At 68.7% G+C, this 20,525-nt stretch carries 20 protein-coding genes and 1 riboswitch; of the genes, 12 read left to right on the top strand and 8 right to left on the bottom strand.

The genetic code is table 11. From position 1 onward, the window contains the following. Positions 1-16 precede the first annotated feature (16 nt). Entirely contained in the window at positions 17-982 is a 966-nt protein-coding gene (locus U3653_RS16425) for an SDR family NAD(P)-dependent oxidoreductase (RefSeq protein ID WP_195080472.1), read from the bottom strand. Positions 983-1,197: 215 nt separating this feature from the next. Between U3653_RS16425 and U3653_RS16420 the strand changes: the two genes are divergently transcribed. The 4 genes from U3653_RS16420 to U3653_RS16405 all read left to right on the top strand — a co-directional run bounded on the left by U3653_RS16420 (position 1,198) and on the right by U3653_RS16405 (position 6,338). Continuing rightward, a complete protein-coding gene (locus tag U3653_RS16420) occupies positions 1,198-1,653 on the top strand; it encodes a hypothetical protein (protein WP_195080473.1) in 456 nt (151 codons plus the stop codon). Positions 1,654-1,707: 54 nt separating this feature from the next. Then, positions 1,708-5,055 (top strand): error-prone DNA polymerase, encoded by a 3,348-nt coding sequence (locus tag U3653_RS16415; protein ID WP_195080474.1) that lies wholly within the window; start codon positions 1,708-1,710, stop codon positions 5,053-5,055. An 88-nt stretch (positions 5,056-5,143) separates the two neighbouring features. Next, positions 5,144-6,148 carry a DUF4349 domain-containing protein gene (locus U3653_RS16410; protein WP_323124650.1) on the top strand — a complete coding sequence of 335 codons (1,005 nt, stop codon included), beginning with the start codon at positions 5,144-5,146 and terminating at the stop codon, positions 6,146-6,148. Then, positions 6,105-6,338, top strand: coding sequence for a DUF167 domain-containing protein (locus U3653_RS16405; protein ID WP_195080475.1), 234 nt, complete (start codon positions 6,105-6,107; stop codon positions 6,336-6,338). The genes U3653_RS16410 and U3653_RS16405 overlap by 44 nt, the downstream gene beginning before the upstream one ends. Positions 6,339-6,344: 6 nt before the next feature. Here the strand turns inward: U3653_RS16405 and U3653_RS16400 are convergent, their stop codons facing one another. The 3 genes from U3653_RS16400 to U3653_RS16390 all read right to left on the bottom strand — a co-directional run bounded on the left by U3653_RS16400 (position 6,345) and on the right by U3653_RS16390 (position 8,163). Continuing rightward, positions 6,345-6,809 (bottom strand): tRNA (cytidine(34)-2'-O)-methyltransferase, encoded by a 465-nt coding sequence (locus tag U3653_RS16400; RefSeq protein ID WP_195080476.1) that lies wholly within the window; start codon positions 6,807-6,809, stop codon positions 6,345-6,347. A gap of 107 nt (positions 6,810-6,916) precedes the next feature. Beyond that, positions 6,917-7,336 carry a hypothetical protein gene (locus tag U3653_RS16395; RefSeq protein WP_195080477.1) on the bottom strand — a complete coding sequence of 140 codons (420 nt, stop codon included), beginning with the start codon at positions 7,334-7,336 and terminating at the stop codon, positions 6,917-6,919. Between the two features lie 188 nt (positions 7,337-7,524). Continuing rightward, complete coding sequence (locus U3653_RS16390) at positions 7,525-8,163, bottom strand: DUF4352 domain-containing protein (protein ID WP_195080478.1); 639 nt, start codon at positions 8,161-8,163, stop codon at positions 7,525-7,527. Positions 8,164-8,456: 293 nt separating this feature from the next. On the opposite strand from U3653_RS16390, the gene U3653_RS16385 reads away from it, so the two are divergent. Further along, entirely contained in the window at positions 8,457-8,702 is a 246-nt protein-coding gene (locus tag U3653_RS16385; protein ID WP_195045274.1) for a DUF3017 domain-containing protein, read from the top strand. An 88-nt stretch (positions 8,703-8,790) separates the two neighbouring features. Here the strand turns inward: U3653_RS16385 and metX are convergent, their stop codons facing one another. The 3 genes from metX to U3653_RS16370 form a co-directional block, all read right to left on the bottom strand. Then, on the bottom strand, positions 8,791-9,948 hold the full coding sequence (metX, locus tag U3653_RS16380; protein WP_195080480.1) for a homoserine O-acetyltransferase MetX: 1,158 nt from the start codon (positions 9,946-9,948) through the stop codon (positions 8,791-8,793). After that, a complete protein-coding gene (locus tag U3653_RS16375) occupies positions 9,945-10,088 on the bottom strand; it encodes a hypothetical protein (RefSeq protein WP_195080481.1) in 144 nt (47 codons plus the stop codon). The genes metX and U3653_RS16375 overlap by 4 nt, the downstream gene beginning before the upstream one ends. Positions 10,089-10,174: 86 nt before the next feature. Continuing rightward, positions 10,175-10,285: riboswitch (SAM riboswitch) on the bottom strand. Between the two features lie 52 nt (positions 10,286-10,337). Beyond that, positions 10,338-11,051, bottom strand: coding sequence for a TetR family transcriptional regulator (locus tag U3653_RS16370; protein WP_195080482.1), 714 nt, complete (start codon positions 11,049-11,051; stop codon positions 10,338-10,340). A 91-nt stretch (positions 11,052-11,142) separates the two neighbouring features. Between U3653_RS16370 and U3653_RS16365 the strand changes: the two genes are divergently transcribed. The 3 genes from U3653_RS16365 to U3653_RS16355 all read left to right on the top strand — a co-directional run bounded on the left by U3653_RS16365 (position 11,143) and on the right by U3653_RS16355 (position 15,745). Then, positions 11,143-12,678, top strand: a complete 1,536-nt coding sequence (locus U3653_RS16365) for an MFS transporter (RefSeq protein WP_195080483.1) — start codon at positions 11,143-11,145, stop codon at positions 12,676-12,678. 354 nt (positions 12,679-13,032) lie between these two features. After that, positions 13,033-14,250: an NADP-dependent isocitrate dehydrogenase gene (locus tag U3653_RS16360; protein WP_039795772.1), complete on the top strand. Its 1,218-nt coding sequence runs from the start codon at positions 13,033-13,035 to the stop codon at positions 14,248-14,250. A gap of 355 nt (positions 14,251-14,605) precedes the next feature. After that, the gene (locus tag U3653_RS16355) at positions 14,606-15,745 is read left to right on the top strand and encodes an MFS transporter (RefSeq protein ID WP_195080631.1); all 1,140 of its coding nucleotides are present in this window, start codon (positions 14,606-14,608) and stop codon (positions 15,743-15,745) included. 116 nt (positions 15,746-15,861) lie between these two features. Here U3653_RS16355 and U3653_RS16350 read toward each other — a convergent pair whose 3' ends face one another. Further along, positions 15,862-16,443: a TetR/AcrR family transcriptional regulator gene (locus U3653_RS16350; protein ID WP_195080632.1), complete on the bottom strand. Its 582-nt coding sequence runs from the start codon at positions 16,441-16,443 to the stop codon at positions 15,862-15,864. A 344-nt stretch (positions 16,444-16,787) separates the two neighbouring features. On the opposite strand from U3653_RS16350, the gene U3653_RS16345 reads away from it, so the two are divergent. The 4 genes from U3653_RS16345 to U3653_RS16330 all read left to right on the top strand — a co-directional run bounded on the left by U3653_RS16345 (position 16,788) and on the right by U3653_RS16330 (position 20,513). Further along, positions 16,788-18,005: a lipid-transfer protein gene (locus U3653_RS16345; protein ID WP_195080484.1), complete on the top strand. Its 1,218-nt coding sequence runs from the start codon at positions 16,788-16,790 to the stop codon at positions 18,003-18,005. Positions 18,006-18,038: 33 nt separating this feature from the next. Then, a complete protein-coding gene (locus U3653_RS16340; RefSeq protein ID WP_195080485.1) occupies positions 18,039-18,476 on the top strand; it encodes a type II toxin-antitoxin system Rv0910 family toxin in 438 nt (145 codons plus the stop codon). A 218-nt stretch (positions 18,477-18,694) separates the two neighbouring features. Further along, on the top strand, positions 18,695-19,570 hold the full coding sequence (locus U3653_RS16335) for a MaoC/PaaZ C-terminal domain-containing protein (RefSeq protein ID WP_195080486.1): 876 nt from the start codon (positions 18,695-18,697) through the stop codon (positions 19,568-19,570). A 67-nt stretch (positions 19,571-19,637) separates the two neighbouring features. Beyond that, entirely contained in the window at positions 19,638-20,513 is an 876-nt protein-coding gene (locus U3653_RS16330) for an SDR family oxidoreductase (RefSeq protein ID WP_195080487.1), read from the top strand. Positions 20,514-20,525 lie beyond the last annotated feature (12 nt).

The following is a 20,525-nucleotide window of genomic DNA, read 5'->3' as shown; positions in this document are numbered from 1 at the left end:
GTTAGGGCGCCGGATTTCACCAATGGGTGCCGGGGACCCAGCGGGCGGCGCGCCGTAAGGCCGTGCCCGTGACGCGGCGCGTGGTGGATCGGGGCCGGGGCTCGGGGAGAGCGGCGACGGGTTCGGCCGGTTCGTGGGATGCCGTCGGCTCGCCTTTGGCCGCGGGGGAGTCGGGCAGGGCGCGGTAGTAGCGGTGCAGGACCCGGTCGCGGATCTTCGGGGTGAGCAGCGCGCCGTATTCGGCGAGGGTGCCCAGCGGCACGTCGATGCGCTTGGGGCGTTCGGTCAGGGCGCGCACGATGGTGGCCGCCGCCCATTCGGGTGACTCGGCGGGGCCCTGGTCGCCGCTCGGGGCGATCATCGGCGTGCGCACCAGCGGCATGTGGATGGTGGTGAACGTGACGCCGTCCGCCATGGTCTCGACGGCCGCCACCTCGGTGAACTTGTCCAGCGCCGCCTTGCTGGCCAGGTACGCCGCGAACCGGGGTGTGGCGACCTGCACGCCGGCGCTGCTGATGTTGACGATGTGCCCGAACTTGCGTTCCCGCATCTGCGGCAGCAGGCCGAGGGTCAGTCGCAACGCGCCGAAGTAGTTCACGGCCATGGTGCGTTCGAAGTCGTGCAGCCGGTCGGTGGAGCGATGGATGGCGCGGCGGATGGAGCGGCCCGCGTTGTTCACCAGCATGTCCACGTGGCCGTGTTCGTTCAGGACGGTCTCGAGGACCTGATCGACGGAGTCGGAATCGGTGACGTCGCAGGAATATCCGTAGGCCGACCCACCCGCGGCTCTGATCTCGTCGACGACGCCGGCGAGTTCCTCGCCCCTGCGCGCGAGCAGGAACACGGTGGCGCCCTTGCCCGCGACCGCCAGCGCCGCCGCGCGGCCGATTCCGGAGGACGCCCCGGTGATGAGGACGTGCCGTCCGGTGAGGTCGCGGTTGTGGCGCCGGCGGCGGACGGGCTCAGCGGAGGCGTCGGTCATCGCTGCTGCTCCTTTGCAGGTCGGGTGCCCATGAACTTACTCCGAAGTAAGTTCGCTGCCAAGTGGCCTTCGTCACGTCCCCGTGGGCCGGTTCCGGTCGTCGCCGCGGCCTGCCCGTCCGCTCGGGAATCGCACGCGGCCTGCGGATTTGCCAATGCGCGAAACGCTTCGAACAACCCTCGAAACGTTCGAACATATGTGCGATACTTCAGCGCATGTCGGACGATCGGATGGCGGAGGTGTTTGCCGCGGTGCGGCTCGGTGGCGTCGACCCCGCGGCGGGGCGACGGGCGTTGGAAAAGCTCTGGGACGAACTCGGCGAACGCGGCGGAGCGTTGCAGCGCTGCGTGGTCGCACACCATCTCGCCGATCTCCAGGAGGAGCCCGCCGAGGCGCTGCGCTGGGATCAGCGCGCGCTGGCCGCGGTCTTCGGGCCCGGCGTGCCGCTGGACGAAGGACTGCGCGGCTTCTTGCCGTCGCTGTATCTGAACCTGGCCGACAGTCATCGCCGGGTCGGGGAGTTCGAAGTGGCCAGGATGCAGTTGGCCATCGCGCGCGGCCATCTCGACGTCCTCGCCTCCGATGCCTACGGCGCGCTCATCCGAACGCGCCTGTGGGGTGTCGAGGCGGCTCTGGCCGCCGGTTCCGTCGAACGTCTTCGTGCGTCCTGACCTGCCTGTACATCTCCTGTATTCGAATGTATGTTCGAGGCGAGGAGGTGAGTCGTGGGCTGGGGCAACGGACCGCCGAGCTGGGCGGAGATGGAGCGGGTGCTGTCCGGACGGGCGAGCCAGGAGGCGGCGTATCCGGGCGACGGCGGCGACAGTCCGGCATGGTCGCGTAAGCGCGGCGAGTACCGTCCCGAGCCGGTGCGCCGCAACGATGAACCGCGGGTTCCGTACGCGGAGTTGCACGCGCACTCGGCCTACAGCTTCCTGGACGGTGCCAGTCAGCCGGAGGAACTGGTGGAGGAGGCGGTGCGGCTCGGCCTGACCGCGATCGCGCTCACCGACCACGACGGCTTCTACGGCACCGTCCGCTTCGCCGAGGCCGCCAAGGAATGGGGCATGCCCACCGTCTTCGGGGCCGAACTGTCGCTCGGCACGGCACTCGAACCGCAGGTGCCCACGCGTGGGCACGCCGCAGCTCCCGACTCGGCGCCGCGCACCGGCGCGCCGGACCCGGCCGGGCCGCACCTGCTGGTGCTGGCCCGCGGGCAGGAGGGTTACCGCAGGCTCTCCCGCGAGATCGCCGCCGCGCACATGGCCGCGGGCGAGAAAGGCATCCTGCGCTACGACCTGGACACGCTCACCGCGGCGGCCGATGGGCATTGGCACATCCTCACCGGATGCCGGAAGGGTCACCTGCGCCAGGCGCTCGACCTCGACTTGCGCGCGGGCAGCACCCGGCTCGAACGTGCGGAAGCGGCCCTGCGGGAGCTCGCCGACCGCTTCGGCGCCGACCGGGTGAGCGTGGAACTCACCCATCACGGCATCCCCGAGGACGACGAACGCAACGCGCGTCTCATCGCCTTGGCCGATCGCGTCGGCCTGCCCGTGCTCGCCACCACCGGAGCGCACTTCGCCGCACCGAGCCGGCGCCGCAGGGCCATGGCGCTCGCGGCGATCCGGGCCAGGCAGAGCCTGGACGAGATGGCGGGCTGGCTGGCCCCGGCGGGTGGCGCGCACCTGCGGTCGGGGGCGGAGATGGCGCGATTGTTCGCCGACTGCCCGCAGGCGGTGGCGAACGCGGCGGCCCTGGCCCGCGAATGCGCCTTCGACCTGCAGTTGATCGCCCCGAACCTGCCGCCCTTCGACGTGCCCTCCGGACACGACGAGCAGTCCTGGCTGCGCGAACTCGCCATGGCCGGCGCCGCCGCGCGCTACGGGACGCCCGAGCAGAACCCCGAGGCGTACCGGCAGATCGAGCACGAGCTCGCGGTGATCAACGACCTGGAATTCCCCGGATACTTCCTGGTGGTGCACGACATCGTCAGCTTCTGCAAGGCCAACGACATCCTCTGCCAGGGCCGCGGTTCGGCGGCCAACTCCGCGGTCTGCTACGCGATCGGCATCACCAATGTCGATCCGGTGCGCAACCGGTTGCTGTTCGAGCGTTTCCTCTCCCCGGAGCGCGACGGTCCGCCGGACATCGATATCGACATCGAGTCCGACCGCAGGGAAGAGGCGATCCAGCACGTCTACCGCAAGTACGGCCGCGAGTACGCCGCGCAGGTGGCGAATGTGATCACCTATCGCGGCAAGTCCACGGTGCGCGACGCCGCACGGGCGCTGGGGTTCTCGCCCGGCCAGCAGGACGCGTGGAGCAAGCAGGTGAGCCGCTGGACCGGTGTGGGCGCCGAGACGAACACCGACATCCCCGCCGAGGTGCTGGAACTGGCCGCCGATATCGAGGGTTTGCCGCGGCATCTGGGCATCCACTCCGGCGGCATGGTGATCTGCGACCGGCCGATCGCCGACGTCTGCCCGGTGGAATGGGCGCGCATGCCGGGCCGCAGCGTCCTGCAATGGGACAAGGACGATTGCGCGGCCATCGACCTGGTGAAGTTCGACATGCTCGGCCTCGGCATGCTCTCCGCCCTGCACTACATGATCGACCTGGTGCGCGAGCACAAAGGCGAGACCGTCGAGCTGCACGCGCTCGATCTGGCCGAACCCGAGGTCTACGAGATGCTTTCGCGCGCGGACTCGGTCGGCGTCTTCCAGGTGGAGTCGCGCGCGCAGATGGCCACCCTGCCCCGGCTGCGCCCGCGTAGCTTCTACGACCTGGTGGTCGAGGTGGCGCTGATCCGTCCCGGCCCGATCCAGGGCGGGTCGGTGCACCCCTACATCCGCAGGCGCAACGGAGCCGAGGACGTCGTCTACGACCATCCGGCACTGAAGAATTCGCTGGAACGCACGCTCGGCGTTCCGCTGTTCCAGGAACAACTCATGCAGATGGCTGTCGACGTCGCCGGATTCACCGCCGTCGAGGCCGATCAGCTGCGCCGCGCCATGGGCTCCAAGCGGTCGCCGGAGCGCATGGAGCGCCTCAAGGCGCGGCTCTATCAGGGCATGCGCGAGCGGCACGGCATCACGGGCGAGGTCGCCGACCGCATCTACGAGAAGCTCTACGCTTTCGCGAATTTCGGCTTCCCCGAGAGTCATTCGCAGAGCTTCGCCTCGATCGTGTACTACTCGGCCTGGTTCAAACTGCACCATCCCGCGGCCTTCTGCGCGGGCCTGCTGCGCGCCCAGCCGATGGGCTTCTACTCGCCGCAATCGCTGGTCGCCGACGCGCGCAGGCACGGGGTCGCGGTGCACGGTCCCGATATCAACGCCAGTCGCGCCGAGGCCACCCTCGAGGCGAAGGGCACCGAGGTGCGCCTCGGTCTCGCCGCGATCCGCCAGATCGGTGACGACCTCGCCGAACGCATCGTGGCCGCGCGGGGCGATCGGCCCTACACCTCCTTCCTCGACCTGACCGGCAGAGTGGAACTCGCTGTCGCGCAAGCGGAATCGCTCGCCACGGCGGGCGCGCTCGGCAGCCTCGGCAGCACCCGCCGCGCGGCGCTCTGGGCGGCGGGCGCGGCCGCGGGCGAGCGCCCCGACCGGTTGCCCGGCACCGGCGCGGCCACCACCGCGCCCATGCTGCCCGGGATGAGCGATCTGGAGACCGCCGCCGCCGACGTCTGGGCCACTGGCGTCTCGCCGGGCAGCTATCCGACGCAGTTCCTGCGCCCGCACCTGGACGCCCTCGGCGTCATCCCCGCCTCCGGCCTGCTCACCGTGCCCGACGGCTCGCGGGTCCTGGTGGGCGGCGCGGTGACGCACCGGCAGCGTCCCGCGACTGCGGAGGGCGTCACCTTCCTCAATCTGGAAGACGAGACCGGCATGGTGAACATCGTCTGTTCGCTGGGGCTGTGGCGGCGTTACCGGCGCCTCGCCCAAGGCGCCGCCGCCCTGCTCATCCGGGGCCGGGTGCAGAATGCCGAGGGCGTGGTCAGCGTGGTGGCCGAACATCTGCAGCGCATGGATCTGCGGATGGCGTCCAAATCGCGCGACTTCCGTTGAGCCCGTTGCTTTAAGGAAGTGTTAGAAGCGCTCTAGAGAACCGTTATGCGCGGCTTTTCCGGCGGTGTCAACGGCTACTGTGCCAAGCATGAGGAAGCAGCTTGCTGTGCTGTGCGCCGGCGTGCTCGGGTTGATCTTGCTCACCGGCTGCGGTGACGACGACGCGACGCGCGCCCTGGATCGGACATCATCGGTGCTCACCGGGCCGGGGCCCGCCGCCCCCGCACTGGTGCCGCCGGGGCTGCACGAGCAGGCGCCGCCGAAGCGGGACAACGATTCCGGCGCCGAACCGACGTCCACCCGCAAGGAGGTGGTCACCGGCAGCGTCGAGATCACCGCGGACGCGCCGGTCGCCGCGGCGGGCACGATCATCGACCAGGTGCGCGCCGCGGGCGGCCGAGTCGACAGCCGCACCGAGCAGCCCGGCACCGACGACACCGAGCCGAGCGCCACGCTCGTCGTCCGGCTGCCCGCGGACAAGACCGACGCGTTCATCGCGGGCCTCGGCGGAGTCGGACGGATCACCCGGGTCAGCACCAACCGCGACGACGTCACCATGCACTGGGAGGACCTGGACGCGCGGATCAAGGCGCTGCAAGCTTCGGTCGACCGGCTGCGCGGGCTCATCGCGGGCGCCACCACCACCTCCGACCTGATCGCCGCCGAGCAGGCGCTGTCGAGCCGCCAAGGGGAACTGGACAGCCTCACCGCGCAGAAGCGCAGGCTCGACGACCAGGTCGCCCTGTCCACGCTGACCATCGACGTCAGCACCGATCCCAGGAAGTCCGGCGACGATCCCGACAGCTTCTGGGATGGCGTCGTCTCCGGCTGGAACTCCCTGGTGGACTGGTTGCAGGACGCGATCGTGTTCAGCGGCAAGGCGATTCCGTGGCTAGGATTCCTGGCCGGGGCGCTCGCCGTGCTGTGGGGCGTCGTGCGCTTGGTGCGGCGGCGCGGGCCCGCGCCGGGTGGGGGAGAATCGGCACCGGCTCCCACGGAACCGGTGAGCGGCGCCTCCGACGGCGCGGAAACCAGCGCAGGAGGCAAGCGTGCCGACGGTGGTCAGGGCGACGATCAAGCCGAACAGCCGTAAGGGCCCGCTGGTGGAGACCCTCGACGATGGCAGCCTGCAACTGTACGTGCGGGCTCCCGCCGTCGAGGGCAAAGCCAACAAGGCGGCCATCGAGTTGCTGGCCGACCACTACGGCGTCCCCAAGTCCGCCGTCCGGTTGACCGCGGGCGCGACTTCCCGCTTCAAACGATTCGAGATCGACGAGTCCTGACGCCGATCAAATGCCGCCGGGGAAACCGAGCTGGCGCCATGCTTCGTAGACGGTCACCGCGGCGGCGTTGGAGAGGTTCATGGAGCGGCGGCCGGGCAGCATCGGGATGCGCAGCCGGTCGGTGATGCGTGGGTCGGCCAGCACTTCCGCGGGCAGTCCGGTGGGCTCGGTGCCGAACAGCAGCACGTCGTTCTCCCGGTAGGCCACGTCGGTGAACCGTGTGGTGCCCTGGGTGGTGAACGCGAAAACCCGCTCCGGGCGCAGCGCCTCCCACGCCGCCGCGAGATCCGGATGCACCGTCACCGACGCCAGATCGTGGTAATCCAACCCGGCCCTGCGCAACTTCGGCTCCGACAGATCGAACCCCAACGGCTCGATCAGATGCAGATGACACCCGGTCCCCGCGACCAACCGGATCGCGTTGCCGGTATTCGGCGGAATGCACGGCTCGTGGAACATCAGATGGAACACGGGTGTCAGTCAACCAGGTGATCGAGAGCGACCGCGAACGGTGATCCCCGGCTCGTGGGCCGTCGGAGAACCGGATCCGGACGATCGGGCGTGCGGCCGTCCAGGACTCAGCCGAAGCTGCCCGTACTCGGCTTGCCGATCACGTCGACGGTGACGATCTCGGTCACCGACGTATCGCCCCCACGGGGATCGTCGGTGGGGCGTTCCCAGGCGCATGCGCCACGCACGCGCATCCGCCCTGCGGGCAGGGAACCGTTGCCCAGCGACGTCTGGACCATCTTGCCGTCGGCGATGGCGAACGACGTGGGGTGGTTGCCGCCGAAGATCTCCCCGGTGTCGTCGTTGTACACCCAGCACACACCCTCGGCGTTGGGGTTGTGGAATTTCGCCGACACGGTTCCGGGCACGGAGAAGACCTCCTCGAGCACCGGAGGCGACAGCGGAGGTGTCGCGGCAGCGGTGGCGCCGGAACCGAGCGCCACCGGAATCGCGGCGAGCGCGAGAAGGCGGAGTCGTCGCAGGATCATGCTCGAGATGATGCCAGCTCCCGCACACACCCACGTCCCTCCGTAACCGATAAACCTGAGCTACAACGCTTTTGGAACCGAAGGATCGCCGAAACGAGTGGCACACCGCCGAGGGATCTCTGGCGATTCGCCGCAGCCGTGTGCCACTCGTCACTACTCGACCGGAAAGGAGTTCTTCCCGGCAAGCGTCACCGCAGCGACGCCTTCGTCCCTCCGGAGAACGCAGAGTCGTGGAACTCGATCTGGGCAGGTTCCGCATCCGGTGGTACGTCGAACACCAAGACGACGTTCAATTTGTTGCCGGGATTGATCTCGGCCCCGATGACGCCGCTGTCGTTCACGCTGAGTTCGGCGGTCGTATCGTTCGTGAACTGTCGTCCCTGGACGTCGATCAACTTCTGGTTCTGGCCGAAGTAGGTTTGCGGCTTGTTTCCGGTGTTGGAGACCGTCACGCGAACCAATACGAATTTGCCCTGAGCATCCTTCTTCAGATACGGATTCGTCCCGACCGACGGCAGGCCCGCCTCGACGCCGGTGACGACGAAGCCGAACTTCCCGTCGCGAACTTCCGTACCGAGGGGCGCTGCATCGGAATTCGCCCGACCTGCCGGTCCTCCTGGCGCCGCGGCTTGATTGCCGGTGCTGGACGCAGAATCCTTAGTGTCGTTCCCCGCGATGCTGACGATGCCGAAGCAGCCACCGCACAGCAGGATTAGCGCCCCGATCAGAATCCACGGCCAGACCCGACGTTTCTTCGGCGGTTGGGGTGGGTACGGGTAGGGAGGCGGATTCTGCCCGTACGGCTGAGGCGGCGGCTGTTGGACCATCGTCGACCTTTCATGAGGAGCCGGGAGGCCCCTGCCCTCCCGGACGATTCCCGGGAGTTCTATCAGCCACGGTCCTCGCCGGGATAGGGAACGGCGGACGGTTTTAGCCCCTAACCTGCATGTTGCAGGCACTGCCAGGACCGCTGGGTATGCGGTCGGCCGGGAGGCCTCTGAAGCACCGATCGCTGGGAGTCTGCAAGAATCGGGGGGTGACCGATGCCGACACGCCTATTTCGGAGCACCGGGCGGGGGCCCGCGGTTTGTGGGCGGAGTTCTTGCGCTCCCATCTGCCCATGGTGGTCGTGACGCTGGTCATCGTGGTGGCGGTGGTGTTCGTGGCGTCCGATCGGTGGCGGCGCGGGGCGTTCTTCTTCGGGGGCGCGACGCTGCTGGCGGCGGCGTTCCGGCTGTGCCTGCCGACCGCGCGGGTGGGGCTGCTGGCGGTGCGCGGTAAGCCGTTCGACGTCGGCGCGCTGACGCTGCTCGGCTCGAGCATTCTTTTCCTCGCGGCCACGATCAATACTCTCGGCGTCGGCTGAGGGCCTGCGAGCGGCGCAGACGTGGCGCAACTCGAGACCGGACGGAATTACTTGGCGCTGCGCGGTGAGGTAGCCCGGACAGGGCTTCTCAGCGTCCGGGTCGCATACCGGCGCGGGCCAGTCGCATGGTCTCGGTCAGCAGTTTCGACACCGCCGCGGCCTCGGTGAGGAATCCGTCGTGCCCGTCGCGCGAGTGCACGATCTCCAACCCGTCGCAACCGGGCAGCAGATCGGCGAGTTCCTGCTGGGTCCGCAGCGGATACAGCCGGTCGGAGTCGACGCCGCCGACCACGCAGGGCACCGGCGTCGCCGCGAGCGCCGCCTCGACTCCGCCCCGGCCCCGGCCGACGTCGTGGCGGTTCATCGCCTCGGTCAGCAGGACGTAGGTGGCGGGATCGAAACGCTTGCACAGCTTCTCGGCCTGATGGTCCAGGTAGCTCTGCACCGCGTAGCGGCCGCCGTGCCACGGGTCCTCGCCGTCCTGCGGCTTGTTCTCGAACCTGTGATCCAGCTCGAACTCGGTGCGGTAGGTCAGGTGCGCGATCCGCCGGGCCAGGGCCATTCCCGTCGTCGGAGCGCGTCCGGTGCCGTGATAGTCGCCGCCCTGCCAGTCCGGATCGGCCTTGATCGCCGCGATCTGGGTGGTCTGGGTGCCGATCTGATCGGCGGTGGCGCGCGCCCCGACCGCGAGCACCAGCGCCGCGGCGACCCGCTCCGGTGCGCCGACCATCCACTCCAGCACTCGCATACCGCCCATCGACCCGCCGACCACGGCGGCGAGCCGCTCGACGCCGAGCACGTCCAGCAGCGCGGCCTCCGCGGTCACCTGATCGCGGATCGAGATCTCGGGAAACCGCGAGCCCCATGGCTTTCCGTCCGGAGCGGTACTGGACGGCCCGGTGCTGCCCTTGCAGCCGCCGAGCACGTTCGTCGCGATCACACACCATTCGTCGGTGTCCAGCGGCGCGCCGGGCCCGACCATGCCGTCCCACCATCCCGGCAGCGGGTGCACGTCGTCGGCCTTGCCGACGACGTGCGAGTCGCCGGTGAGCGCGTGTTCGACCAGCACGATGTTGTCCAGTCCGGGGGAGAGTTCACCCCAGCGCTGCACCGCGAGGTGGACGTCCGGGATGACCGCGCCGTTCTCCAGTCGCACGTCCCCGATGGCGATGGTGCCGAGCTGTCCATCCGGGGGCGGCAGGACGACGCCTGCGGTCCGCGAGCTCGATTCGGTGTTCACGGTCATGTCGCCGCCGCGAAACCGGCGGGCAGGTCGGCCGGGTCGTCCTGCGCCGGGAGCGAACGCATCCCGAACTCGGCACCGTGGCTGTGCGGGCCCGACTGCGCCCGGCCTCGCTCGGCCCCGGGCGCGGTGAATTCACTCATGGTTTGCTCCCAAGCAGGTGTTCGCCGGTACAGCAGGGGTTAGCGGTGTGTGGGTGACGAACAACAACACATGCCGGCGACCTCCTGTTACGCGCTTGCTCCCGGCTCTCGGGAGCCAGGTCATCACCCGGAGCACCCCACCGCGGCTGGAGGGTTGCCGACCAGCGAGCCGGGGCTTGGCGCTGGTACTCATGACCTGTCCGGCATCATAACCGGCAGGCGGTCAGCGCCCGAAATCCTCCATCGAACTCACTGGTCGACGGCGGTCGGCGTCCCGCAGCAGGTGCGCACGAACTCGTCGTAGGCCTCGGTGAACGCGGCACGCCCCGCTCTGGCCGCGGTCGCCAGGTCGTCGTCGAGGAACACATCGTCGGAGCACTCCATGCCGACGTGGCCGATCAGTTGCCAGGTGCCGACGATGAGCCGCACGGGCCGCGCGTCGGGTGTGGTGCCGAGGCGCTCGGCGACCACCGCGGCGATCGCGGTGTTCTTGGCGTCGGCGTGTTCCATGTTGCGCGCGGCGACCGATGGGCTGCTGCGCAGGATCCGCTGCATCTTCTGGAACTGCCGGAACGACAGCGGGTCCGCCTCGCCCGCCGCGGCGGCTTCATCGACCACGTGCAGGAAGGCCGCGCGCAGCGCCGCGAGTTCGTTGCCCGTGCGGGGCAGCTCGCGCAGCGTCTCGGCGATGGTGCGACCGAAATCCTGGACCGGGCCGAGGACGATGTCTTCTTTGCTGTCGAAATAGCGGTTGATCGTGCGCGGCGAGACGTCCGCCGCGTTGGCGATCTGCTCGATCGTGGTCGCGTCGAAGCCATGGGTGTCGCACAGGTCGAGGGCCGCGGCGATGATGCGCAGCCTGGTCTGTTCCTTCTTGCGTTCGCGCAGGCCACGGGTCGCCGGGCCGCCGGCGGCGCGGTCGGCCGCTGCGCCCGCGCCCGTCGGCGCCGATGACTCGAGCATGCCCCCATGCTAACGCAACCTGCCGTTTTCCTGTCCTTAACAGTCAAATGTCGTATCACGACATTTTTCGCTTGACGCCAAATGTCGCTTGATGACAGGATGGCTCGAGACATCGAGGGACGAGGAGAAGACCGTGACGGAGACGGCGACAGCGGTGCACGCGCCGCGGAAGGCGAGCGGTTCAGCGCGGTGGCTCGCGCTGGCGGTGATCGCATTGGCCCAGCTCATGGTGGTGCTGGACGCCACCATCGTGACCATCTCGCTGCCGTTCGCGCAGCGTGATCTCGACATCAGCGACGGCAACCGGCAATGGATGCTCACCGCCTACACGCTGATCTTCGGCGGCCTGCTGCTGCTCGGCGGCAGGCTGGCCGACTACCTCGGCCGGCGCCGGATCTTCATCGTCGGCCTGATCGGCTTCGCGAGCGCTTCGGCACTGGCCGGTCTCGCGCAGACCGGCGCGGAACTGTTCGCCGGACGCGCGCTGCAGGGCGCGTTCGCCGCACTGCTTGCTCCCGCCGCGCTTTCGCTGCTGTCGGTGACGTTCACCGAGCCCGGCGAGCGGGCCACCGCGTTCGGTGTGTTCGCGGGCATCTCCGCGGGCGGCGCGGCCCTGGGCCTGATCGCGGGTGGCGCGCTCACCGAATACGCCTCCTGGCGGTGGTGCCTGCTGGTCAACACGCCGATCGCGCTGATCGCGCTGGTCGGTGCGCTGGCCTGGGTGGCGAAGGACGTGCCTGCGCCGCGCAGCGGGGGATACGACGTGCCCGGTGCCGTCACCGTGACGCTCGGACTGATCGCCATCGTGTACGGCTTCAGCCGCGCCGCTGACGACGGCTGGCTGGCGGGTAGCACTCTCGCGCTGCTGGTCGCCGGGCTGGCGCTGCTCGTCGCCTTCGTCGCGATCGAACGGCGCTCGGCGAACCCGCTGCTGCCGCTGCACATCCCGGGGGAGATCAACCGGGGCGGCGCGTTCCTGGCCGCGCTGCTCATCCCGATCGCGATGTTCGCGATGTTCCTGTTCCTGAGCTTCTACTTCCAGATCACGCTGGGTTACTCCGCGCTGAAGGCGGGCTTCGCGTTCCTGCCCTTCCCCGCGGGCATCGCGATCTCGGCGGGTGTCACCAGCGCCCTGCTGCCGAAACTCGGCCCGCGTCCGCTGATGCTGGCCGGGGCCGTGCTCGGCGTCATCGGCCTGCTGCTGCTGGCGCAGCTGAGCTACGGCGACAGCTTCCTCGCCGGTGTGCTGCCCGCTCAGGTGCTCATCGCGCTCGGCATGGGTCCGCTGTTCGTCGGCATGCAGACGGTAGCGCTGCACCAGGTGGAGGAAGAGGACTCCGGCGTCGCCTCCGCGTTGCTGAACGCGGCGCAGCAGGTGGGCGGCGCGGTCGGGACGGCGCTGTTGACCACCATCTCGGTGCAGGTCGCCAAGACCTTCGCGCACGACAACCCCGGCATCGACAACCTGGCCGCGCGGGCCGCGATCCACAGCTACGACGTGGCCTTCTACGTCGGCGCCGGGTTCTTCCTCGCGGCCGTCCCGATCATCGCGCTGATGATCCGGGACCGGCCGGAGAACCTGATCGAAGGTTCGGAGGAGGGAACGCGGCTTCCGGTCGCGGTCTGATCCGCTGGAACGAGGCCCGCGCGACGTGACGGCGTCGCGCGGGCCGGTTGTGTGCTGGACGGTTGCCGAGCCGCGACGGAAGGCGGATCATGGCGACGACGGCGGTGGTACGGGTGCCCGCCGAGGCGCTGGAAGGCATTGCCTACCAATCGGTAACAAAGGTGGTCCAGCTCACTCCGGGGGCTGCCCGTGCGGTGAGGACTTCGGCAGCAGTACGCTTGTCTTGTTTGCACCACATGTCCCGCCGACAACGCGGGACATATACGTTGTCTGTTGGAACAGCTGGGGTCCGCTCACAAGCGTGTTCGCCTGGCCGTGCAATGAGGGCACCATCCTAGGAGGACACGAAGATCCATGTCCAAGATCAAGGTTGAAGGCACCGTCGTAGAACTCGACGGCGACGAGATGACCCGGATCATCTGGCAGTTCATCAAGGACAAGCTGATCCACCCCTATCTCGACGTGAACCTCGAGTACTACGACCTCGGCATCGAATACCGCGACAAGACCGACGATCAGGTGACCGTCGACGCCGCCGAAGCCATCAAGAAGCACGGCGTCGGTGTGAAATGCGCCACCATCACCCCGGACGAGGCGCGGGTCAAGGAATTCGGCCTGAAGAAGATGTGGCGCTCGCCCAACGGCACCATCCGCAACATCCTGGGTGGCACCATCTTCCGCGCCCCGATCATCATCTCGAACATTCCGCGCCTGGTGCCTGGCTGGACCAAGCCGATCATCATCGGCCGTCACGCCTTCGGCGACCAGTACCGCGCCACCGACTTCAAGGTGTTCCAGGGCGGCACCGTCACCGTGACCTTCACCCCGGACGACGGCAGCGAGCCGATCGTGCACGAGGTCGTGAAGATGCCGGACGAGGGCGGCGTCGTCATGGGCATGTACAACTTCCGCAAGTCCATCGAGGACTTCGCGCGGGCGTCGTTCAACTACGGCCTGCAGCAGAACTACCCGGTGTACATGTCGACGAAGAACACCATCCTCAAGGCCTACGACGGCATGTTCAAAGACACCTTCCAAGACATCTTCGACGCCGAGTTCAAGAGCCAGTTCGACGCCGCCGGCTTGACCTACGAGCACCGGCTGATCGACGACATGGTCGCCTCATCGATGAAGTGGGAGGGCGGCTACGTCTGGGCGTGCAAGAACTACGACGGCGACGTGCAGTCCGACACGGTGGCGCAGGGCTTCGGCTCGCTGGGCCTGATGACCTCGGTGCTGCTGACCCCGGACGGCCGCACCTGCGAGGCCGAGGCCGCGCACGGCACCGTCACCCGGCACTACCGCCAGCACCAGCAGGGCAAGCCGACCTCGACCAACCCGATCGCGTCCATCTTCGCCTGGACCCGCGGGCTCGAGCACCGCGGCAAGCTGGACAACACCCCCGAGGTGATCGGCTTCGCGCAGACCCTGGAGGACGTCGTCATCAAGACCGTCGAAGGCGGCCAGATGACCAAGGACCTCGCGCTGCTCGTCGGCGGTGACCAGGGCTACCTGAGCACCGAGGAGTTCCTCGGCGCGCTGGACGCCAACCTGGCTCGCGCGCTGCGCTGAGCTCACGCGGGCCGAGCCACGGCGCTCGGCCGACGCCGGCGCTGGGTGCTCACCCAGCGCCGGGCTGAACATCGGGCACCCGCCCCGCCATCGGTGGAACGGGTGCCCGGATTGTTTTCGCGGCCGATTCGCCGAGTCGTGGGCGCAGGTCAGCTGGGTCGGCTCACTCCGACTCCGGCAGGACCGAGCGGCACGGTGGTCGGGCTGACCTGCGTCGTTCATGCTCCCGGTGGGCGAACTCACGTTCGCCGGGGAAGCGAATGCGGGCCGGGGCCGGTTACATGAACACGTGACCACCCCCGTGATCGCCAGCACCTCCGCTCCGCCCGGACGCACCGATTGGCACGTGCCCGCCATGCTCGCGCTGGCCCTCGGCGGATTCGGGATTGGCACGACCGAATTCGTCACCATGGGTTTGCTGCCGGACATCGCTTCGGCCATGCGCGTCTCCGAGCCGACCGCGGGGCATGCGGTGTCGGCCTACGCGCTCGGTGTGGTGATCGGCGCGCCCCTGATCGCGGCGCTGTGTGCCCGGATGCCGCGCAGGCGCCTGCTCGTCGCGCTCATGGTCGCGTTCACCGTGGGAAATGCGGCGACCGTTCTGGCACCCTCGTTCGAGACGCTGGTTTTGGCGCGATTCGTCTCCGGTCTGCCGCACGGCGCTTACTTCGGCGTCGCCTCGCTGGCCGCCGCCACTCTCGCCCCGGCAGGGCAGCGGGCCAAGGCGGTTGCCGCGGTTATGCTGGGGTTGAGCGCCGCCAATGTTGTCGGCGTTCCCGCAGCTACCTGGCTCGGCCAGCATCTCGGCTGGCGCGACGCGTTCGTGGTGGTCGCGCTGATCGGTGTCACCACGGTGGCGGCGCTGCTGCGCTTCGTTCCCGAACTCACCGGCATCACGGTGACCGATCCGCGGACCGAACTCGGTGCGCTGCGCCGTCCGCAAGTGCTGTTGACGTTGCTGGTCGGCGCCGTCGGATTCGGCGGCATGTTCGCCGTCTACACCTACATCGCGACCACGCTCACCGACGTCGCCGGTCTGCGGACCGGGGCGGTTCCGTTGGTCTTGATGCTGTTCGGCGTCGGCATGGTGATCGGGAACATCGCCGGCGGCGCGCTGGCCGACCGTGGCGTGGACCGTGCCGTCGGCATGTCCCTGCTCGCGATGACGGTGATTCTCGGCGGGTTCGTCGCCGCCGCGCACAACCCGTACACCGCGGCCTTCGGCGCGCTGCTGGTCGGCGCTTCCGGAGCCGCGCTGGCGCCCGGTCTGCAAACCCGTCTGATGGACGTCGCGGCCGACGCCCAGACCCTCGCCGCCGCCCTCAACCACGCCGCCCTGAACATCGCCAACGCGGCGGGCGCCTGGCTCGGCGGTCTGGTCATCGCCGCGGGTCTCGGTTACACGGCCCCGGCGGTGGTCGGCACGGCCTTGGCGGCGACCGGCGTCGTGTTGTTCGCGCTGACGGTCTGGACGGCGCGCCGATCACGCGGGTAGCCGGGGTGGCGGCCGACGCGGGCATCGTGACGGATCGGAATCATCGTTTCCGCGGGACTGCTCCATCGGTGGGGTGATCGCGCGGCGTGACAACCTCGTGGCCGGTGCGCGCCGGACTATTCGGTGGGTCGGCTGCTCAGGGCCCGCCCCGCGATCTCGTGCAGATGCGCCGAGGCCCGCCGCCACCGCCGCCGGGCGCGTTCGTCGTCCGGATCGATGAAGTTCGAAATCAAGATGCCGCGCAGCGCGTCCATCGCCGTGTAGATGAAGTCGCGCGCTTCCTTGCGCCGCACGTCGTCCGGCACGAAACGGGCCACCGACAGCAAGACGGCGTTGTTGACGAACGGCTCGACCTTCTCCATCGCCGCCGCCAGCACCGGGTCGGTCCGCCCGGCCACCCACAGTTCGACCGTCGCGATGAACAGTGGACCCTGGTGCAGGTCCCACAGGAAATCCAGCGCCGCCGCCACCGGATCGTCGCCCGCTTCGACCCGCGACATCTCCCGCATGGCGGTCTCGGCGCGCAGCTGCGCCAGATGGCTGATCGCGGCCACGACCAGATCGGTTTTCGAGCCGAAGTGATGGACCTGGGCCCCGCGGGTCACCCCGGCGCGTTCGGCCACCCGCGGCGTGGTGGTGCCCGAATATCCGTACTCGACCAGACAGTCCACCGTCGCGTCCAGCAACCGGGTGCGCATCTCGGTGCTGCGCTGCTCCTGCGTCCGGCGCTGCTGCTTCACGACTACGCTCCTGGCCACCGCACGATCTTACACTTACATACAGTGCTGTATGTTCCGCCATTCCGAGTGGGTGGCCGGCCCCCTGGGGCGGGGACCTCTGCTGCGGGTCAGTAATCCGCCATGCAGCCGGTAGCGAGGAAACAAGCATGTCTCACTGTATGTAGCAGATGCGACGCAATCGGCTGGTTATTCGCCGTGTCTCGGCGCTATCGGGCATGACCCTTGTTCACTTACATACAACCTTGTATGTTTGTTTCCACTCGTTCCGTCGCTCGCGACGTACGCACAATCTGAGGAGTTCGATGGCGAACAAGGTCTACGTCGTCGGTGTCGGCATGACGAAGTTCGAGAAGCCGGGCCGCCGCACGGTCGAGGAAGCCGACGGCACCACCCGCGCCTGGGACTACCCCGACATGGCCAGGGAATCGGGCACCAAGGCGCTCGCGGACGCGGGAATCGCCTACGACCGGGTGGAACAGGCTTACGTCGGCTATGTGTACGGCGAATCCACCTCCGGGCAACGCGCCGTCTACGAACTCGGCATGACCGGAATCCCGGTGGTCAACGTGAACAACAATTGCTCCACCGGTTCCACGGCGCTGTATCTGGCGGCGCAGGCGATCCGGGGCGGGCTGGCCGAATGCACGCTGGCGCTGGGCTTCGAGAAGATGCAGCCGGGCTCGCTCGGGTCCACCTGGGACGACCGCGAGCAGCCGATGGCCAAGCACGTCATGGCGCTGGCCGAGATCTCCGAGGTGCTGTTCCCGGTGGCCCCGTGGATGTTCGGCGCGGCCGGGCGCGAGCACATGAAGCAGTACGGCACCACCGCCGAGCACTTCGCCAAGATCGGCCACAAGAACCACAAGCACTCGGTGAACAACCCGTATTCGCAGTTCCAGGACGAATACACCCTCGAAGACATTCTCGCCTCGCGCATGATCTACGACCCGCTGACCAAATTGCAGTGCTCGCCGACCTCCGACGGGTCCGGCGCGGTCGTCCTCGCCAGCGAGAAGTTCGTCGACGCCAACGATCTCGCCGGGCAGGCGGTGGAGATCGTCGGCCAGGCGATGACCACCGACTTCGCCTCGACCTTCGACAACACCGCCAAGAACCTGATCGGCTACGACATGAACGTCCAGGCCGCGCGGAAGGTCTACCAGCAGTCCGGACTGGGCCCGGAGGACTTCCAGGTCATCGAACTGCACGACTGCTTCTCGGCCAACGAACTGTTGCTGTACGAAGCGCTCGGTCTGTGCGGCGAGGGCGAAGCGGGCCGGCTGATCGACGACGGCCGGACCACCTACGGGGGCAAATGGGTGGTCAACCCCTCCGGCGGCTTGATCTCCAAAGGACACCCGCTCGGCGCGACCGGTCTCGCGCAGTGCTCCGAGCTGACCTGGCAGCTGCGCGGAGCGGCGGACAAGCGGCAGGTGGACGGCGTCACCGCCGCCCTGCAACACAACATCGGACTCGGCGGCGCGGCCGTCGTCACCGCCTACCAGCGCGCCGACCGCTGACCGGCCCGCCGAACTCGACGAGGAGTGCAACACATGGGACACATCGAAGCCGCCAAGGACGTCAACGCCGCCCCCGAAGCCCTGTGGGCGGTCGTCTCCGACCCGCACAGCTGGGACAAGTGGTTCACCATCCACGAGCGCTTCATGGAGGAGCCGCCCGCTGTGCTCAGCGCGGGCGCCAAGCTGGTCGCGAAGATCGTGATGCTCGGTATGGCGAACAAGCTGGAGTGGACCATCGTCTCGGTGGACGCGCCGAACAAACTGACCCTGGGCGGCACCGGCATGGCGGGCGTGCGGACCGAGTTCACCTTCGACATCAGGCCCAACGGCGATGGCAGCACCATCCTGGTGTCGGGCGACTTCGAGGGCGCGTTGATCAAGGGCGCGCTCGGCAAAGCGGTGGAGAAGGACGGCATCAAACAGCTGGACCGCTCCCTCGACCAACTCGACGCCCTGGCCTCCGCGGCATGAGCGGTCAGGCCCGGAGGCGGCAGCGGAGTGTGACCACGCAGGGCCCCGCTCGTGCCGGAGAGGAAACAGCATGAGCGGTCAGGCCCGGAGGCGGCAGCGGAGTGTGACCACGCAGGGCCCCGCTCGTGCCGGAGCGGAAACAGCATGAGCGGTCAGGCCCGGAGGCGGCAGCGGAGTGTAACCACGCAGGGCCCCGCTCGTGCCGGAGAGGAAACAGCATGAGCGCCGGTACCGGTGCGCGCGCTGTCGAATTCGATGACAGCGGCTTGGAGACGTGGTCGGACGAGGAACGTTTCGAGGTCACGGCCGACCGGATAGCGCAGTACGCCGCCGCCACGAACGATCCGATCGCCGCGCACCTGGCCGGTACGGTGGCCGGGCCGGTCTTCGCGATCGTCCCGGTCTTCGAGGCCATGATGATGCCCGTCATCGATGTCGCGCCGATGGACATCTTCGGCAGGGTCGTGCACGGAGAGCAGGACTTCCACTTCCACCGCGCGATCCGTCCCGGCGACCGGCTGGTGTCGCGCGCCAAGGCGATCGGCTACACCAGCCGCCCCAACGGCACGACCATCACCATCCGCATCGAATGCCGCACCGAGGCGGGGGAACCGGTCAACGACCAGTACCTCACCGCGTTCTTCCGCAACATCGACGCGGGCCGGACGGTCGGTGCCGCCGCTCCGGCGCACAAATTCGACGAACGGCTGCGCGAACAGGATCCGGTTGCTGTCGTGGCGCAGCACGTGGACCACGACCAAACCTTCCGCTACGCGCCCGCCTCGGGCGACCCCGTGCCGCTGCACCTGGACGAGCAGGTCGCCAAGGACGCCGGATTGCCCGGCATCATCGCGCACGGGCTGTGCACCATGGCGTTCGCGTCCTGGGCGGTGCTCACCGAGGTCGCGGAGTCGGACGTGCACCGGCTCCGGCGATTCGCGGTGCGATTCGCCAAGCTGGTCTTCCCCGGTGACGATCTGGAGACCCGCATCTGGAAGGCGGAATCCGCCGACGGCGTCACCCGCTACGCCTTCGAGACCGTGCGCGGCGACGATGTCGTGCTCAGCGACGGACTGGCCGAGATCGCCGACTGACCAGCGCGGCGGCACGATGTCCGCCGCTTCACTTCGCCGGATTCGGCACGAATGCAGGAGACAACACATGGGCGTACTGGACGGACGGGTCGCCGTCATCACCGGTGCGGGCCGCGGCATCGGCCGCGAGCACGCATTGCTGTTCGCGAAGGAAGGCGCCGCCGTGGTCGTCAACGATCTCGGCGGCAGCAACGCGGGCGAGGGGACCGACGCCGGGCCCGCCCAGGAAGTGGTGCGCGAGATCGTCGCCGCGGGCGGCGAAGCGGTGGCCAACACCGACGACGTCGCCACCTGGGACGGGGCGCAGAAGCTGGTCGAACAGGCGGTCACGGAGTTCGGCTGCCTCGACGTCGTGGTGAACAACGCGGGCATCCTGCGGGACGCGTTCATCGCGGGCATGGACGAGGCGCAGTGGGATGCGGTGATCGCCGTGCATCTGAAGGGCCACGCCGCGGTGCTGCACCACGCCGCCGCGTACTGGAAGCAGCAGTCCAAGGCGGGTGACCAGCCGAAAGCCGCCGTGATCAACACCGCGTCGGCGTCGGGCACCACCCTGCCCAACCCGGGCCAGGCCAACTACGGCGCCGCCAAGGCCGCGATCGCCGCGCTGACCTTGGTGGCCGCCGACGAGCTCGCGCGCTACGGCGTGCGGGTCAACGCGATCGCGCCGATCGCGCGCACCCGGCTCACTCTCGCCACTCCCGGCATGGGGGAGATGCTGGCGGCCGAGGCGGAGGCGTCGGAGGGCGGGTTCGACGCCTTCGCCCCGGCCAATATCGCTCCGCTGGTCGCCTACCTGGCCGCCGCGGACTGCCCGATCACGGGCAAGGTGTTCGCGGTGCAGGGCGGCGCGATCTCCGAGCTGGCCGGTTGGCACGATGTGAAGACCATCGAGACCGAGGGGCCATGGCTGATCGACGACATCGCGGCCCGGCTGCCCTGACCTCGGGGAATG

The sequence above is a fragment of the Nocardia implantans genome (genome assembly GCF_035544775.1).
Lineage (GTDB): Bacteria > Actinomycetota > Actinomycetes > Mycobacteriales > Mycobacteriaceae > Nocardia > Nocardia implantans.
Note: the sequence above shows the minus strand (reverse complement) of the source record. Positions and strands in the feature narration are given on the sequence as shown.